Raw genomic sequence first — 17,163 nt, forward strand, 5'->3', positions numbered from 1 at the left:
TCTTTAAAAAATTATTAAATTTTCGAACGGATCTGATGGACTCTGCTATAGAAATAAAAAATGTTTGGAAGATTTTTGGCAACACTTCTGTGGAAGCATTAAATGCCATTCAAAATAATCGTATTTCAAAACAAGAAGCTTTAGAAAAATATAATTCAGTAATTGGTGTATCAGATGTCTCTTTTGACGTTAAAAAAGGAGAAATATTTTGTGTAATGGGTCTTTCAGGGAGTGGTAAATCCACTTTAGTGAGACATATTAATAGATTACTAGAACCTACTTCAGGACAAATTTTGATCGATAATGAAGATGTGATGAAGTTTGATCCAAAAAGTTTACAAGATTTAAGGAATAAAAAGATAGGCATGGTTTTTCAAAACTTTGCTCTAATGCCTCACCGATCAGTTTTAGACAATATAGCAATGCCGCTTGAAATAAGAGGTATTAGTAAAAATGATAGATTGGATGCTGCTAATAAGATTTTAGATATTGTGGAACTTCAAGGTTGGGGAAATAAATTTGCCCATGAACTTTCAGGTGGAATGCAACAAAGAGTAGGATTAGCTAGAGCTTTGGCAGCGGATCCTGATGTTTTATTAATGGATGAACCTTTTAGTGCACTAGACCCATTAATAAGAAGACAGCTTCAAGCAGAATTTATCAAACTTTCAAAACAAATGAAAAAGACTACAGTATTTATAACTCATGATTTAGATGAAGCAGTAAGAGTGGGTCATAGAATTGCTATCATGAGAGATGGAAAAGTTATCCAAATAGGAACACCAGAAGAAATAGTAATGAAACCAGCAGATGATTATGTTGCTGATTTTGTAAAAGGAATATCTAGATTAAAAATTATTCAAGCAAAATCTATCATGCAGCCTGTTGAGAAATTTGAAAAAGAATTTGGATTAATATCAAAAAATTTAGAAAGCGTTCATGAAAATGATTTACTAAATAAGTTGATAGAAAAATCTTCTATTAAGGATGAGCCGATATTAGTAATTAATAATGAAAACAAAAATATTGGTATAATAACACAGGCAGACTTATTAAAAGCTGTTGTAGAGGGTAGTGATGGATAATAAAGCAAACAGAAACCCATCAAGAGATGAATTAATTACTGACTTTGTAAAAAGTAATCCAGACTATTATATTAAAGAGTTTAAAAAAATTGGTAGCAAGCCTACTTACTCATTTTCATTTAATTTATTTGCATTCATATTTGGACCAATTTGGTTTGGAATGCGTAATATTTGGAATTGGACTTTAGCTTTTCTAATTATTGAAACTTTTTCAGTAGTACAAATAATCAGAGGTTTATTTGGTAATATTACGGCAGAGGCCATTGCTAAAGTTGAACAAGTAAAAAGCACTATAGCCTTTAGAAATAAACAATTAGAAGCTGCGATAGAAAATAATCCAGACAAAATTGATGTCTTTGAAAGAAACATAAAATCCTTAGAGGATGCTATGCAAGGTTATTTAGATGAAATTACGAGAATAGAAGCTTCAGCAATTTGGATAGCAATTTTTGGTTTTATTTTATTGATAGGAATTAAAATTGTTCAGGGTGTTTTGGCAAATTCAATTTTAGAAAAGAAATATTCTGAATGGTTATCCGATAAATCTATTCATCCAGGGATGCAGATGAAAAATTATATTTTAAGTGGTGTTTTTACCTCTGTTATAATGATTTTTACAGTTATCCATTACAGTTTTCCGGGCTTACTTCAGATAATGGATACGTTCCCAACACATCCTGAAATAAGATTATTTTCAATTAAATGGATAGAAATTGTTTTTGATTATGCCGTTGTTAAAGGAGATTTAATTTTTACAGCTATAACAATTGGTATTAGGTCCGTATTAGATTTCTTAGAATTATTGTTTGTTAAAACTCCTTGGATTGTAATTATAACTGCAATTGTAACTTTAACTGGGTTATCTGCAGGACCCAGGGCTGCAATTTATTCTACAGGATTTTTATGTTACATGGGTTTTTTAGGTTTCTGGGTTAAAGCAATGACTACACTTGCCTTATTAGGAACTGCTGCAGTTTTAAGTATAGCAATTGGAATTCCGCTTGGAATTTTCTGTGCAAGACGACAAAGATTTTATTCATTAATTAGACCGATAATGGATTTCATGCAAACAATGCCAGCTTTTGTATTTATGATTCCAGTAATAGCGTTTTTTGGAACTGGAAAGGTTGCAGCAGTAATTATTACAATGATTTTTGGTGGTACACCTGTTGTAAGACTTACAGTTTTAGGGTTACGTGGAGTGCCAGAAACAATTCGAGAAGCTGCTATCGCATACGGTGCAACTAAATGGTATTTGCTGAGAAAAGTAGATCTGCCACTAGCTACACCTTCAATTTTAGCAGGTGTGAACCAAACAGTAATGTTAAGTTTAGCCATGGTAGTTGTAGCATCCCTAATTGGTGCAAAAGGTTTAGGTCAAGATGTTCTCGAGGCATTGCAATATGCTAATGTTGGACAAGGTATACTTGCAGGTATAGCTATTTTATTTGTTGCATTAATACTTGATAGGGTTGTTCAGGGTAAAAAAAGAGTTTAATAAAACTTAATGGATTATTTAATATTAGGTTTTTTAACTGGGTTAAGTTTAATTCTTGCAATAGGTGCTCAAAATATATTTGTCATAGAACAAGGCTTAAAAAAACAATATATTTTTATTGTATGTTTAATTTGTTCAATTTCAGACTTTTTATTAATTTTTTTAGGAATTTTTTTATTTCAGTATCTGAATCATTTTTTTACTCCAACTATTGAGTTAGTTTTTAATATTTTACTTTTAATATTTTTATTACATTTTATTTGGGGAAAAATTAAAACTAAAGTTTCAGAAACTTCATTTGATGTGGATAGTAAAACTAATAATTTATCTAACATTGTAGTTAAAACTTTAGGTTTTACTTTTCTTAATCCACATGTTTATTCAGACACTGTGTTTTTCCTAGGAAACTTCTCTAAAAGCCTTAGTCAAGTGGATAAGTATTACTTTGGTGCTGGGGCAGCCATTTCTTCATTCCTATTTTTTTTTATAATAGGATATCTTTCAAAATATTTTTCTAAATATCTTAAAAGTGCAACAGTGTGGAAAAGAATAAATTATTTGATTATTCTTTTTATGTCTATTTTGGCTTTAACAGTGCTAATGGAAATTATATAATTTAACTAGAATAACCGTACTTTTTAAGCCTAACGTCGCCTGTTCTTGCATGTGCTTCCATTCCTTCGTATCTAGAAATTCTTGCAGCTGCAGCACCAACTAATTCAGTAGATTCTTTTGTCATTCTTTGAAAACTTAAAGTTTTAACAAACTTACCAACGAATAATCCACCCGTATATCTTCCCGCACCTTTAGTTGGAAGTATATGATTAGTTCCTGAACATTTATCTCCATAAGCAACAGTTGTTTCTTCTCCAATAAATAAAGAACCATAGTTTGTAAGTCTTTTGTGAAACCACTCTAAATTTTCTGTTTGAACTTCTAAGTGTTCTGGAGCATACTCATCACTAATAGTTGCCATTTCTTCATCAGTATCACAAAGGATAACTTCACCATAATCTCTCCACGCTGCATCTGCGTTTGTTCTTGGAACTTCTGGTAGTTCAGCAATTAATTCTGGAACTCTTTTCATTACTTTTTCTGCAAGCTCTTTACTCGTTGTGTATAACCAACAAGGTGAATTATAACCATGCTCAGCTTGACCCACTAAATCTACAGCAACTATCTCAGGGTCAGCTTTAGCGTCAGCAATAATTCCAATCTCAGTAGGACCAGCAAACAAATCAATACCCACTTTTCCAAATAAAATTCTTTTAGCTTCAGCAACAAATTGATTTCCAGGACCAACGATAATATCTGCAGGAGGGTTATTAAATAAGCCATTAGTCATTGCTGCAATTGCAGGGACACCACCTAAATTTAAAATTACATCAGCACCACAAAGATCTGCTGTATAAATAATTGTTGGATGTGCACCCACTCCTTCTTTTGGAGGACTACAGGCAATAACGTTTTTTACACCAGCAACCTTTGCTGTTGTTACACTCATAACAGCTGATGCAATGTGTGCATAACGACCTCCTGGTACATAACATCCAGCAGTATTAACAGGTATTAATTTTTGACCAGCAAAAAGTCCATCTGAAAGCTCTACTTCAAAATCTTGACCATAATTTTTTAATTGAGCTTCAGCAAATTTTCTAACTCTTTCATATGAAAATTGAACATCATCTTTTGTTTTTTGATCTAATGTTTTTTTAATTTCTTCAATTCTTTCTTTAGAAACGATGATTTCTCCATCGTACTTATCAAATTTTTTTGTAAGATCGATACAACCTTGTTCTTTTGTAGTTTCGATATTTTTTAATAAATCCTGAACAATTCCAGTTGTTTTAGTATCGTCTGTTGACGATGTTTTTGGTGATTTTTTTAAGTACGTTATAGCCATTGTTTCCCTCTCTAATTTTGAAGCTTTATTTAAAACATTAATGTAATTATTTCAATGAAGAATTAGTCTAAAGCAACAACAGCTGCAGCAATAGAGGCTAATCTAGCTTGTGCTTCATCAGATCTACTAGTAATTACTATTGGAACTTTACCACCCACTACCACACCAGCTGCACAAGCTCCCATAAAATAAATCATCATTTTAACCAAACTATTTCCAGTTTCAACACTTGGAACTAGCAATACATCTGCATCACCAGCTACAATATTTTTAACACCTTTTATAGCAGCAGATTTTTTTGAAATACTATTATCAAATGCCAAGGGACCAAAAACATCAGCATTTAAATTTTCTTCTTTTGCAAGTTTTGTAATTTCATCTGCATCGATAGAGCTTGGTACACTATCTAAAATTTCTTCTGTTGCTGATAGAACTGCAATTTTGGGCCTTTCAATTCCTATACGGTTTGAAAAATCAATTACATTTCTTAAAATATGCATTTTTGTTTTTACATTGGGTAAAACATTTAAAGCACCATCAGTAATTATAAGTGGCTTGTCATCTTTAGTATTTGTCATATGCCATATGTGACTAAGTCTAGTTTTACCAAGTAAATTGTAATCTCTTTTTAAAATTTCTTTCATTAAGACATCTGTATGAATATGACCCTTAACAATAATTTTTACTTTATCTTGGCTAGCAAGTTTTGCAGCAATAGCAGCAGTATTATTTTCAATAGGTTCATCAATGATTTCAAATTTTGAAATATCCCATTTTAAATCTTCAGCACATTTAAGAATTTCTTTTTTATTCCCTATAAAGATAGGTGTTATTAAATTTTCATTAACAGCATCTTGAACTGAAAGCATTGGTAAAGGCAACCCTGCATTTACGATTGCAGCATTAACACCTTTTTTCTTATGTGCATGATCCAGAAGGTTATTAGGACAAACAATTTCTTTATTTGAAAGCATGAGGTATATTTAGTCTGAATTTTTAAAAAGTATATACTGTAAATTGATAATGATTAAGCCTTTTAAATTAGATATTCCCGATAAAGTACTTCAAGAAATATACACTAAAGTAAAAAATTACCCATGGCATGAAATGCCAGATGATGGTGGCTGGAAATATGGAAGTAATCTTGATTATATGAAAGAGATCTCAAATTATTGGATTAAAGATTTTGATTGGAGAAAACATGAGGCAGAAATAAATCAATTTCCAAATTTCACAACTATTGTAGATGATATCGAAATACATTTTATTCATGAAAAGGGAAGTGGGTCCAACCCAACACCTTTACTTCTTATGCATGGATGGCCTGGATCGGTAATTGAGTTTTTACATATTATAGAAAGACTTGCACACCCTGAAAAATTTGGTGGAAACATTGACGATGCCTTTGATGTAGTGGTCCCATCATTACCTGGTTTTGGTTTTTCTGGGAGACCTTCAAGACCCATGGGACCAAGAAAAATAGCCAATACTTTAAATAAATTGATGACAGAAAACCTTGGTTATAAAAAATATTTAGCACAAGGAGGTGATTGGGGAGCAACTATTGCAAACTGGATTGGTTATGATCATTCAAAATCATGTAAGGCAATTCACATTAATTGTTTAACAATGCGCCACCCTGATGGTCCACAAACAAAACAAGAGGAAGAATGGCAACAAAGATTTAATACAGACCAAACAATGCAGGATGGATATAGAACTCAACAAGCAACTAAACCTCAAACTTTAAGTTATGGAATGATGGACAGTCCTGTTGGAATTGCAGCATGGATTATTGAAAAAATGTACTCATGGTCTGATTTAAAAGATAACAATATTGAAAGTGTTTATTCAAAAGATACACTCTTAGCTAATATTATGGTTTATGTAGTTACAAAAACTTTCAACACAGCTACTTGGATTTATTACGGAAGAAGAGAAGAGGGTGGACGTTTTTTTCCTAAAGATTTTAAAAAAATAGAAATTCCAACAGCTGCAGCAATTTTTCCAGCAGAAATGTCTGAGTGGCCACCAAAATCTTATGTAGATAGAATGTTTAATATTACTCAATGGACAGAGATGCCGAGGGGTGGACATTTTGCAGCCCTTGAGGAACCTGAACTTCTTGTTAATGATCTTGTAAAGTTTTCAAGATCTGTACGATAGTTAGATACTTTGTAAATATTCCAAGTCTTTTAAAACAGCTTTTGAAATATTAATTTCTTTTTTAAGATTACTTTTAAACCTATTAAACTTACTTTGTCCTGGGTAAAGAATTTCTTTAACACCTTTTATCTTGGGAAGTCTTTTTATAGTTTTGATATTGTCTTTTATTCTTTTATTGAAAGAATTTCCGACAAATAAATTAGGCTTTAAAACAAAAAATAGGTGACCAATATTTTGTGGACCACTAAAATCGGTAAATGGATCTTTAACTCTACCTGCATGATTACCACCTGTTAATACACCACTTAAAATATCAACCATCCAAGCTAATCCAGAGCCCCTAAAACCAGCTATTGGTAATTGAACACCCTCTAATGCTTTTTTAGGATCCGTTGTTGGTTTACCAAATTTATCTAAAGCAACTCCTTCAGGAATTTTAGTTCCTTCTCTTGCTGCAACTCTAATTTTTCCTCTATTAATCATTGAGATTGAAGTGTCTAAAATAAAAGGAACCTTTGATCCAGTAGGTGTTCCAAAACAAATAGGGTTTGTTCCAAATAAACTTTTTAAAGCTCCATGAGGTGCAACTGCTGGAGGTGCATTAGTAAATATCATTACCATTAAACCTTTTTTAACTGCTTGCTCTGCGTAATAACCAGATAAACCATAATGACCACTATTCTTAACTGCAACTAAGCCAATTCCAGTTTTTTTAGCATTGTTTATAGCAGTTTTAATAGCGGTATCTGCTGCAACAAAGCCAATACTATTGTTACCATCAACATGGGCAATGGATTGAGAAATTTTTTTAACTTTAATTTTAGCTTTTGGATTAATAACTTTTTTAGAAATACGGTCACAGTACATCTTAAGTCTAGATAAACCATGTGATGGAGCACCAACTAATTCTGCATTGATTAAGGCTTCAGCACAAATAGTGGCATGATCTTTGTTTAATTTATACTTAATAAAGATATCTTTAATAATTCTTTTTAATTTCGAAGATTTCATAGTTTAATAAAAGTTTGATTAACCTTTACCATGCCATGGAATTGTTTTGTCAATTATTTTTCTTAAAGCAACATCAAATAATAAACCTAACATACCCATTACAAAAATAGTGATCCAAATAACTTCATATTGGAAGTATTTTTTAGCAACGTTTTCAACAAATCCAATACCTGTAGTACCGGCTAAAAATTCAGCTGCAACCAAAGTTCCCCAACACATTCCAACAGCAACTCTAACCCCTGTTAAAATTTCTGGTAATGAGTTTGGAAATATTACATGTCTTAATATTTGCCATTTAGATGCACCAAGTGAGTGTGAAGCATGAATTTTAGACAACTGCGTACCAGCAGCTCCTGCTCTAGCAGAGATGATCATAATTGAAAATGAAACCATAAATAATAAGAAAACTTTCCCAACATTATCAATTCCAAATACAGTAATAACTAGAGGAGCCCAAGCTAATGGGGGTACCGGTCTATATAGTTCAATTAATGGATCAAAAAATCCTTTAGCAAATCTGTTTAAACCCATAAACAATCCTAGTGGCACACCAAAAATAATTCCAAGTACTAAACCTAGGAGAACTCTTAAAAAAGAATCCCAGATATGACCCATCGGAACTGGTATCTTAAATAATTTAAACTCACCTGTAACAACACTTAAGACTTTACTCTTAAAGTTTGGAGTAACAGTTCCATCAGCATTATGAATTGGATATGCCCCAGGCATAGCATCTGCAATCCAATCAGGTAATATAAAACCAACTATTTTACTTACATCCATCATTTCATACCAAATTAGAGGTACGTTTTTAAATCCAATACTGGGTTTAAGGAGTAGCACAAATTTATTAAAGGTATCAGACGGTTTTGGTAACCATCTTCCAGATCCTTGCTCAGAACAATTTGGTCCACTTGAAACAATTGTACCTGCAGGAAATAAAAAAATATCAACTAGTCTTAAAACACCTTGTTCTTTCTTTTGAACTTCATCAAACTCTATTATTGATTTTTGCATATCATCAAGAGTATTAGGTGGGAAAATACTTGCGTATTCGATTCTTCGAGCAATTTTTAAAACATCTTTTGCTAATGCAGAAGCTACTTCTTGGGTATCATCTAAATTAGATCGATAAGCTTTAATCTCATCCTTAATCTCTTTCATTAACTGCTTATATTTATAGTTATGATTTCTTAATTTGAAAAAGTCATTACTAATAAGAGTTAATTCTTTTGCAGCTGCATCAAATTTTAAACCCATTTTTGTTTCAGGAATTGTTGGTATTTCAACTGTATTTTCTACAGCGGTTGCAGAGGCTCCCCATTTCCCTTGTTTTTTTAAAGCTTCAATTCTTGCGTTCTCTTCTTCAATACTTTTAATTGGTGGATAGCTTATTTTTTGAAAATCTTCTGTTAACCAAGTAATTCTATTTGTTAAATCTCGAATTTGACTTTTTGTTTCTTCTTCTAAAAGATCAATATTGGTTAACAATGGAATTGATTGTTGAGTTTTTGCAATAAATTTTAAAAGAGTAGTTTTGTCTTGTTCTCTTATATTAGGTGAATTTTTAATTTCATTAGCTAGTTTTTGTATATTTTTATTTTCACCTTTAATTATTGAAGTACTCTTAAATTCACGTTCCTCAATTGGAAATAAATATTTTAATGAAAGTAAAGAGTCGTTTACTTTTGCAACCTGACAAAGTTCATTTGCAGACTGAGGATAAAATGATTTCGCCATATCCCAAGAATAGTAAAGCCAAGTTAATAGTAAAAAACTACTACCAACAATAACCCAATGAACTCCACCTTTAGCTCTTTCAGGGTTACCAAATACAGCATCTAATTTTTCAGTTTTTGCTAATTTTCTTCCATACAAAATAGATCCAATAACTGCAAAAATTACTACGAATGTTATAATACCTGTTAGCATACTAAATATCTTTACCCATAATTTCTTCTTCCATATTCCAAATCATAGTTAGAATTTCTTCTCTAGTGCTTACAAAGTCAGGTGTTTTTTTTATCTCTCTTAAATCACCATCAATACCCATTGATGCAAAAGGAAGATTATATTCTTTATGGATACGACCTGGTCTTGGTGCCATTACATATAATCTTTCACCTAGTAGTAAAGCTTCTTCAACTGAGTGGGTGATTAAGATAATTGTTTTTCCTGTTTCTTTCCAAATTTTTAAAACTAAAGACTGCATCTTCTCTCTGGTTAATGCATCTAATGCTCCTAACGGTTCATCCATTAAAATTAAATCAGGGTCATTAATTAAACATCTAGCAAGAGCAACTCTTTGCTGCATACCTCCAGATAATTGATAAGTAGGAGTGTTTCCAAAACCTTGTAGGCCTACTATATTTAACCATTCTTCAACTTTCTTAGCAGTTTTAACTGGGTCTTCTTTTTTCATTCTTAAACCAAAGTCAACATTCTCTGCAACCGTTAGCCATTCAAATAAAGCACCTTGTTGAAAGACCATTCCCCGTTCAACACCAGGGCCATTAATTTCATTTCCGTTAAGAGTTAGAACTCCAGAAGTAGGTCGTAGAAATCCAGCAGTAATGTTTAATAAAGTTGTTTTTCCACAGCCCGAAGGACCAAGTACAGTTAAAAGTTCACCTTTTTTAAGTGTAAAGTTTACATCTTTTAATGCATGAACTGTTTCTCCTTTAGGAGTTTTAAAGATCATGTTTAAATTCTGAGAAATTAAATCACTCATAAGATAATACTATATTAGAATTTTTTTAAAAAAATAGGCACCAATTTATTAAATTGGCGCCTATTTAAATTTATTTAACTCTCTAAATTAAAGAGGTAAAAAGCTTGTATCAACTGCTCCGTTAGGAGTACCCATTCCTTTTAAAAATCCACTTAGATTTCCAGAAGTCATAGATTTTTCAGTCTCTGCAGGTGTAAGAAATTTAAATCCGCTTAAAGTTTCTTTCATATCACCAAGCTTCATCTCAGCATCTTTAGCGATAACATTTAAATCACTTTTACCTGCTGCATATCTAGCATTTGCTTCATGAGTTACTTCTATGAAAGTTCTCAGCATACCTGGGTTCTCTTTCATAAATTTGTCAGTAACAGATGTAATGTCAATACCTAAGATACCAGCATCACGCGCTTCTTGAACTGTTAGTAATCTACTTCCAACTGCAGTTGCAGCTTTAATAGAATTTCCACCAAATAAACATGCCATTACAACATCACCAGAAACTAGTGCAGCAGCACCTTCTTCAGGATCCATTTGAATAACTGTCATTTTACTTTTATCAGCGCCAACAACTTTCATACTTTCATCAAAAACATACTCAGCCATTGTTCCTAGAGGAACAGCAACTTTTTTACCTTCTAATTCAGAAGCGTTAGCTTTTGTAATTCCAGAAGCATTAGATGTAACACAAGTTGTTCCACCCATTCCGTATTCCATAGCAATATCTACAAGTTTTAGCGGAGCTTTTGATTTAACAGCATTGATGAATGGCACTAAGCCTTGTGAGTAAGAAATATCAATATCTCCAGCTAACATAGCATCAGTCATAGCACCACCGTTTGAAAAGTTAGTCCATTTAACTGGAACACCTAGAGCTTTATCAAACATCTTTTTAACTTTGTCTTCTTGGTTTGGAGTAGGCCATTCTAAAAAGAATGCAACTCTAACTTCTTTAGCAGCAGCGTTAGCAACTGACATTGATAAGTTAAGAGCAACTACAGCACCAAGAATAAAACTAATTATTTTTTTCATTATTATTCCTTTGTTAGTAATTTAATTAAATTATCTGTATTTAAATGGAATTTGGAATTGATGTAAAACAAATTTTAATTTTTATACACCTATAAGTTGTAAAATTATAAACCTTAAAGAAAAAAATAATTATAGAAAACCTTTTGATTTAGTCTAATAGTTAGGAATAAAATTATAACACTACATACTTAGAGAGAGAATATTTATGAGCTCAGAAAACAGAACTTCAGTACCTAATTCATTAAATGAACATTGGATGCCGTTTACATCTAATAAAGATTTCAAAGCAAACCCAAGACTAATTACAGAAGCTAAGGGGGTTTACTTAAAAACTCACCATGGAAAAACACAAATAGATGCGAGCTCAGGGTTATTTTGTAACCCACTAGGCCATGGAAGAAGAGAAATCACAGAAGCTGTTACAAAGCAATTAGAAACTTTAGATTACGCACAACCATTTCAACAAGGTTTTGGTGGTTCATTTGAATTAGCTACAAAAATTTCAAAACACACACCAGGTGATTTAAATAAAATGTTTTTTACAATTTGTGGATCTACAGCTGTAGAAACTGCAATTAAAATTGCTGTTGCATATCACAGAGCAAAAGGACATGCAGAAAGATTTAGATTTGTTGGACGTGAGCGTGGTTATCATGGAATGAACATTGGTTGTATTTCAGTGGGTGGAATGGTAAATAATGTTAAAACGTTTGCAAGCGTTTTAATGCCAGGGGTCCAACACATTAGACATACACATTTACCAGAACATAAGTTTGTGAGTGGTCAACCAGAAACTGGAGACTATTTAGCAAATGATTTAGAAACTATTTGTCAAAATTTTGGTGGTGAAAACATTGCTGCTTGTATTGTTGAACCGATTGCTGGATCAACTGGAACACTGGTTCCACCCAAAGGTTATTTACAAAAACTAAGAGAGATCTGTGACAAGCATGGAATACTTTTAATTTTTGATGAAGTAATTACAGGATGGGGCAGAACAGGTTCTAAATTTGGCGCTGATGAATTTGGAGTAACTCCAGACATTATGACAATGGCTAAAGCTACAACTAATGGTGTTGTGCCAATGGGTGTTGTTGCTTGTAGTGATTATATTTATGATGCGGTAATGGATGCTTCACCAACGGGTGCAGTTGAATTATTTCATGGTTATACTTATTCAGGAATTCCAGTTGCAGTAGCAGCTGCTCTTGCGGTGCAAGACATTTTTGAAAAAGATGATATTTTTAATAGAGCAAAAAATTTAGCTCCTTATTTCCAAAAAGGATTATTCTCTCTTCAAGATCTAGAGTCTGTGGATAATATTAGAGGATATGGAATGATGGGTGGAATAGACATGAAGCTAAACACTAAACCTGGTAAAGCTGGCTATGAATGTTTTAAAGCATGTTATGAAGCTGGTGTTAACTTTAAAGCTACAGGAGATTGTTTAATTATAGCTCCTCAATTCATTTGTGAAGAAAAACACATTGATGAGATTATTGAAAAGTTAAGAACTGGTATTACTAACTATCAAAAAAATCAAAAAAACTAAAAACTTTAATAAAATTTAAAGTACTGAAAAGGGAGAGAGTGTTATGAAGATCGGCGTACCTAAAGAAATCAAACCACAAGAGCATCGTATTGGATTAACCCCTGAAAGTGTTAAAACTTTAATATCAGAAGGTCATGAGGTTTTAGTTGAAAATAATGGTGGATTTGAAGCTGGTTTTGAAAATGATCAATACACAAGTGTAGGTGCTAAAATTGTTGATAAAGCTGAAGATATTTTCAATGATGCAGATATAATTGTTAAAGTAAAAGAGCCCCAAGCAGGTGAAGTTAAGATGATTAGAGAAAATCAAATCGTCTACACTTATCTACACTTAGCAGCAGCTAAAGAATTAACAGAAGGTTTAGTTAAATCTAAAGGTGTTTGTATAGCCTATGAAACGGTTACAGATGATAATGGCAGATTGCCATTACTTGCACCAATGAGTGCAGTTGCTGGACGTATGTCAGTTCAAGCTGGAGCACATTGCTTGGAAAAAAACCAAAATGGTAGAGGTCTTTTATTAGGAGGAGCTCCTGGAGTTGAAGGAGGTACTGTTGTTATTTTAGGTGGTGGTGTTGTTGGTGAAAATGCTGCTGTGATTGCAACTGGAATGGGTGCTAAAGTTCATATCGTTGACAAGTCTGAAGCAAGATTGAAACAATTGGTTGAAATGTTTGGTGATAAAATTATTCCAGAACAAAGTGATAAAATTGATTTAAATAAATTAGTTGCAAAAGCTGATCTTTTAATTGGGGGTGTTTTAATACCAGGTGCAGAAGCTCCAAAATTAATTACTAAACCAATGTTAAAACTAATGCAAAGAGGATCAGTTATTGTTGATGTTGCAATTGACCAAGGGGGTTGCGTTGAAACAAGTAAACCAACAACTCACGGTGATCCAACTTATATTATTGATGATGTTATTCATTACTGTGTAGCAAATATGCCAGGTGGAGTTCCAAGAACTTCAACAATTGCGTTGAACAATGCAACACTTCCACATCTAGTAAAAATTGCAAATAACGGTTACGCTAAAGCACTAAGCGATGATAAACATTTGCTTGCAGGACTAAACGTTTGTAAAGGTCAAGTAACATACAAAGCAGTGGCTGATGTTTTTGGGTATGATTATGTTGATCCTTTAAAAACTCTGTAATTTTTTTAACTAATGTTATCGGATAAAATTAAAGATTATTTAAACGAATACATTAGCCAGGAAGTTTACGTTCAAGTAGCCGTTGCTAAGGGTAAAAATAAAATTTCAACTAATGCAGCAATCAGTAAGTACTTTGAAAGCAATCACTTTCAAGGTTTAGCTGAAGGTAAACCCTACAATACTTTTTTAGATGATCTTAAAGACAAATGTTTAGGAAAATTAGTTAACTCTCCAATGAAAGATAGTAAAACGGACGATGAGATTATTATTGAACTTCAGAATAAACTTAATACTTTAGATATTGGTGAATTAAATGATACTTACTGGGAAGTTGAAACTGGTGAATATTTAAGAGGAGCAGATATTAAAGAAATCGAACTCGAGAGAGATACTTTAATTAAATTTTTAACTTCAAAAGATGAAGCACATGACACGGTAAGTATTCTTTGCAAAAATTATGAAAAATTGTGTAAGCAAAAGTACCCTGAAGCTCCATTGCCTTTAGAAATTTTATAATAAAAATTAATTTTATTTTTTAATTAATTCACTAATAAAAAGCTCGCCATTACCACTATCCATGGCATCTTTATAAAAATCTTTTGTATCTTTGGCTAATTTTTCAGCATTAGGCATATCTTTTAGTAAATCTTGAATGTAGGACATATCTTTATGCGAATTTTTTGCAGTAAACTTAAACCCTGTATAATCGTCTTTTAAAAGGTTATCAAAAATTCTACTTAAGGCTGCAGAATTTCCAGAGCCAAGTTTAGCAACATCGTATAATTTCTTTAAATCAATATCAAATTTTTTTGCACCTTTTATCATGTGAACAATTAAAGTAGCATTACCCAGTGTTAAAAAATTATTTAAAAGTTTTGATTTAGTTCCCATGCCAACTTCTCCAAAATAAAAGTAATCTTTGCAAAATGCTTTTAAAAATACTTCAGCTTTCTTAAAATTTTCTTCACTGCCACCAATAATACCACCTAAGACACCTTCTTCAGCTTGAACGGGGCCTCCCATTACAGGACATTCTATGTAGTTTATATTTTTACTTTTAAAAATTTTATTAGCTTCGATGGATCCATTTTGGTCATGAGTAGTAATATCAATAATAAGAGTATCTGAATTTAATAGAGGTAATATTTTTTCAATAATTGAATGAGCAATAGGAGTATTGGTTACACATAAAAAAAGACAGTCTAAATCTTTTGAACATAATTCGTCATATGATTTAACTTCAACTGCACCTTCATTAACTATTTTTTCTATTGGAGATCTATTTTTATTAGCAATAACAAATAAATTATTATTATTTTTTAGAATATTTTTGGCTATTCCATAACCCATATACCCAACACCAATGAAACCAACATTTTTCATGAATGATTAAATTTATGCTTAATTATAAATTATATCAAATAGATATTTGTGTTTTGTTTTTTAATCAACTGATGTATGTATTGGGAAAGGGGTGTCGTAACTGACTGAGATTAAACCCTAATAACCTGTCCGGTAATTCAGAAAGGGAGAACAATGGATAAAACATACTTTATAAGTCAATCAACATCATTAACACTTGTCATAACTATAAGCTTAATCTTTACAATTGTTGGATTAATTTACTCTAAAAAATATCAAGGGATTAACAATTATCTAACTGCGAATAGAAACATTGGTTTCTTTTCACTAACAACAAGTCTAATTGCATCTGCGCTAGGGGCTTGGATTTTATTTGGTCCAGCATCTGCTGCAACATGGGGTGGAATAGGAGCTGTGATTGGTTACGCATTAGGAACAGCATTTCCTATGATCTTTTTAATTTCACTTGGAAAAAAAATAAGAACTGACTTTCCAAAAGGTTCAACGTTAATTGAATTTTTAAGAAAAAGATTTGGAAAGAGTTTATTTAAACTTATTTTGCTTATGACCGTATTTTACATGTTTGTCTTTTTATGTGCTGAAGTTACTGCAGTTGCCATATTGATCAATTATATTTCAGGAACTGAACTTTGGGTCACCTCTTTAATTATTCTGATCGCAACGCTTGCTTACACCTTATACGGTGGATTAAGAGCTTCAATTTTTACAGATAATATTCAAATGATAGTAATTGTAGCTTTATTATTAATTTCAGTATTTTATTTAACATCATTTACAGGGGATCAGTTTTCTTTCTCATTTATTAGAGAAAAAAGTCCTCACTTATTAAGTGCGAGTTATATTCCAAACTATACTGCAGGATTAACGTTCTTTATCGCGGTTGCTGCAACCAATCTTTTTCATCAAGGAAATTGGCAAAGAGTTTATGCGGCAAAAAATAATGAAGTTTTAAAGAAAAGTTTAATAGTAGCGTTCATCGTTATTATTCCAATTGTTTTTTTTATGGGCTTTAGTGGTTTAGTTGCAGTATCAGCTAATCCAAAAGTTATTCCAGATCTTGGTTTCTTTTCTTTATTATTAAGTGAACAGACAGAATTTTTATCATTAATAATTGTGATCCTTGGTTTATCATTGACAATTAGTACTGTTGATACATTGGTCAATGCAATATCAAGCTTAATAGTGGTTGATGGTAAAGCAACTTTAAATTTAAATAAAAAAACTAATTATTTAACTCTTTCAAAATATTTTATAGTATTGCTTTCAATTGTAGCTTTTGCAATTGCTTCAAAAGGTTTTAGTGTTTTGTATTTATTCCTGCTTGCTGATTTATTTTGTTGTGCATTTGTGCTTACTGTTTTTTATAGTTTCTATAATAAAAAGTTGAATGAAAAAACGGCATATATTTCAATTATTATTGGATTAATTGGAGGGTTTCTTTTATTCCCAGCTCCTGATTTTTCAAAGAGCTTATTAGTTGGTATAATTTTACCAGCAAATACTTTTCCAGCCTTTGTCTCTCAATCATTATTGTTTTTATCTTTTATTATTGCAACTTTTTTGCCCATAATATTTTGGAAAATAAAAGGATCTAAAAAATAGACCTAATAATTTGTAAAAGGTGTATAAGTAACTATATACACCTTAAC

At 31.9% G+C, this 17,163-nt stretch carries 15 protein-coding genes; 8 read left to right on the forward strand and 7 right to left on the reverse strand.

All coding sequences use genetic code 11. The annotated features are described in order from the left end of the window. Positions 1 to 35 precede the first annotated feature (35 nt). The 3 genes from AC5SLY_RS01985 to AC5SLY_RS01995 are packed head-to-tail and all read left to right on the forward strand — an operon-like array spanning position 36 to position 3,198. Positions 36 to 1,085 carry a quaternary amine ABC transporter ATP-binding protein gene (locus AC5SLY_RS01985; protein ID WP_006997121.1) on the forward strand — a complete coding sequence of 350 codons (1,050 nt, stop codon included), beginning with the start codon at positions 36 to 38 and terminating at the stop codon, positions 1,083 to 1,085. After that, positions 1,078 to 2,583: an ABC transporter permease gene (locus tag AC5SLY_RS01990; protein ID WP_011281954.1), complete on the forward strand. Its 1,506-nt coding sequence runs from the start codon at positions 1,078 to 1,080 to the stop codon at positions 2,581 to 2,583. The genes AC5SLY_RS01985 and AC5SLY_RS01990 overlap by 8 nt, the downstream gene beginning before the upstream one ends. Before the next feature lie 9 nt (positions 2,584 to 2,592). Beyond that, entirely contained in the window at positions 2,593 to 3,198 is a 606-nt protein-coding gene (locus AC5SLY_RS01995) for a LysE/ArgO family amino acid transporter (RefSeq protein ID WP_006997119.1), read from the forward strand. A 1-nt stretch (position 3,199) separates the two neighbouring features. On the opposite strand, the gene hisD is transcribed toward AC5SLY_RS01995, so the two are convergent. Beyond that, positions 3,200 to 4,486, reverse strand: coding sequence for a histidinol dehydrogenase (gene hisD / locus AC5SLY_RS02000; protein WP_011281955.1), 1,287 nt, complete (start codon positions 4,484 to 4,486; stop codon positions 3,200 to 3,202). 62 nt (positions 4,487 to 4,548) lie between these two features. Then, positions 4,549 to 5,460 carry a bifunctional enoyl-CoA hydratase/phosphate acetyltransferase gene (locus AC5SLY_RS02005; protein ID WP_020169284.1) on the reverse strand — a complete coding sequence of 304 codons (912 nt, stop codon included), beginning with the start codon at positions 5,458 to 5,460 and terminating at the stop codon, positions 4,549 to 4,551. 49 nt (positions 5,461 to 5,509) lie between these two features. On the opposite strand from AC5SLY_RS02005, the gene AC5SLY_RS02010 reads away from it, so the two are divergent. Beyond that, entirely contained in the window at positions 5,510 to 6,652 is a 1,143-nt protein-coding gene (locus AC5SLY_RS02010) for an epoxide hydrolase family protein (protein WP_020169285.1), read from the forward strand. Here the strand turns inward: AC5SLY_RS02010 and AC5SLY_RS02015 are convergent, their stop codons facing one another. The 4 genes from AC5SLY_RS02015 to AC5SLY_RS02030 all read right to left on the reverse strand — a co-directional run bounded on the left by AC5SLY_RS02015 (position 6,653) and on the right by AC5SLY_RS02030 (position 11,423). Further along, entirely contained in the window at positions 6,653 to 7,663 is a 1,011-nt protein-coding gene (locus tag AC5SLY_RS02015; protein WP_020169286.1) for an Ldh family oxidoreductase, read from the reverse strand. 18 nt (positions 7,664 to 7,681) lie between these two features. Next, positions 7,682 to 9,595, reverse strand: coding sequence for an ABC transporter permease (locus AC5SLY_RS02020; RefSeq protein ID WP_494599004.1), 1,914 nt, complete (start codon positions 9,593 to 9,595; stop codon positions 7,682 to 7,684). A 1-nt stretch (position 9,596) separates the two neighbouring features. Continuing rightward, on the reverse strand, positions 9,597 to 10,394 hold the full coding sequence (locus AC5SLY_RS02025; protein WP_027306618.1) for a taurine ABC transporter ATP-binding protein: 798 nt from the start codon (positions 10,392 to 10,394) through the stop codon (positions 9,597 to 9,599). Between the two features lie 87 nt (positions 10,395 to 10,481). Then, the gene (locus tag AC5SLY_RS02030; RefSeq protein ID WP_006997112.1) at positions 10,482 to 11,423 is read right to left on the reverse strand and encodes an ABC transporter substrate-binding protein; all 942 of its coding nucleotides are present in this window, start codon (positions 11,421 to 11,423) and stop codon (positions 10,482 to 10,484) included. Positions 11,424 to 11,628: 205 nt separating this feature from the next. Here AC5SLY_RS02030 and aptA point away from each other — a divergent pair, with 205 nt between their 5' ends. The 3 genes from aptA to AC5SLY_RS02045 are packed head-to-tail and all read left to right on the forward strand — an operon-like array spanning position 11,629 to position 14,647. Beyond that, a complete protein-coding gene (gene aptA, locus AC5SLY_RS02035) occupies positions 11,629 to 12,975 on the forward strand; it encodes an omega-aminotransferase AptA (RefSeq protein WP_494599005.1) in 1,347 nt (448 codons plus the stop codon). Positions 12,976 to 13,018: 43 nt separating this feature from the next. Continuing rightward, positions 13,019 to 14,131 (forward strand): alanine dehydrogenase, encoded by a 1,113-nt coding sequence (ald, locus tag AC5SLY_RS02040; RefSeq protein ID WP_006997110.1) that lies wholly within the window; start codon positions 13,019 to 13,021, stop codon positions 14,129 to 14,131. Positions 14,132 to 14,143: 12 nt separating this feature from the next. Next, positions 14,144 to 14,647, forward strand: a complete 504-nt coding sequence (locus AC5SLY_RS02045; protein ID WP_494599006.1) for a hypothetical protein — start codon at positions 14,144 to 14,146, stop codon at positions 14,645 to 14,647. Between the two features lie 12 nt (positions 14,648 to 14,659). On the opposite strand, the gene AC5SLY_RS02050 is transcribed toward AC5SLY_RS02045, so the two are convergent. Continuing rightward, positions 14,660 to 15,514 carry an NAD(P)-dependent oxidoreductase gene (locus tag AC5SLY_RS02050; RefSeq protein ID WP_494599007.1) on the reverse strand — a complete coding sequence of 285 codons (855 nt, stop codon included), beginning with the start codon at positions 15,512 to 15,514 and terminating at the stop codon, positions 14,660 to 14,662. Positions 15,515 to 15,667: 153 nt separating this feature from the next. On the opposite strand from AC5SLY_RS02050, the gene AC5SLY_RS02055 reads away from it, so the two are divergent. After that, a complete protein-coding gene (locus AC5SLY_RS02055) occupies positions 15,668 to 17,116 on the forward strand; it encodes a sodium:solute symporter family transporter (protein ID WP_494599008.1) in 1,449 nt (482 codons plus the stop codon). The last annotated feature ends 47 nt before the right edge of the window (positions 17,117 to 17,163 follow it).

This window comes from Candidatus Pelagibacter sp. PS_23, from assembly GCF_059417905.1.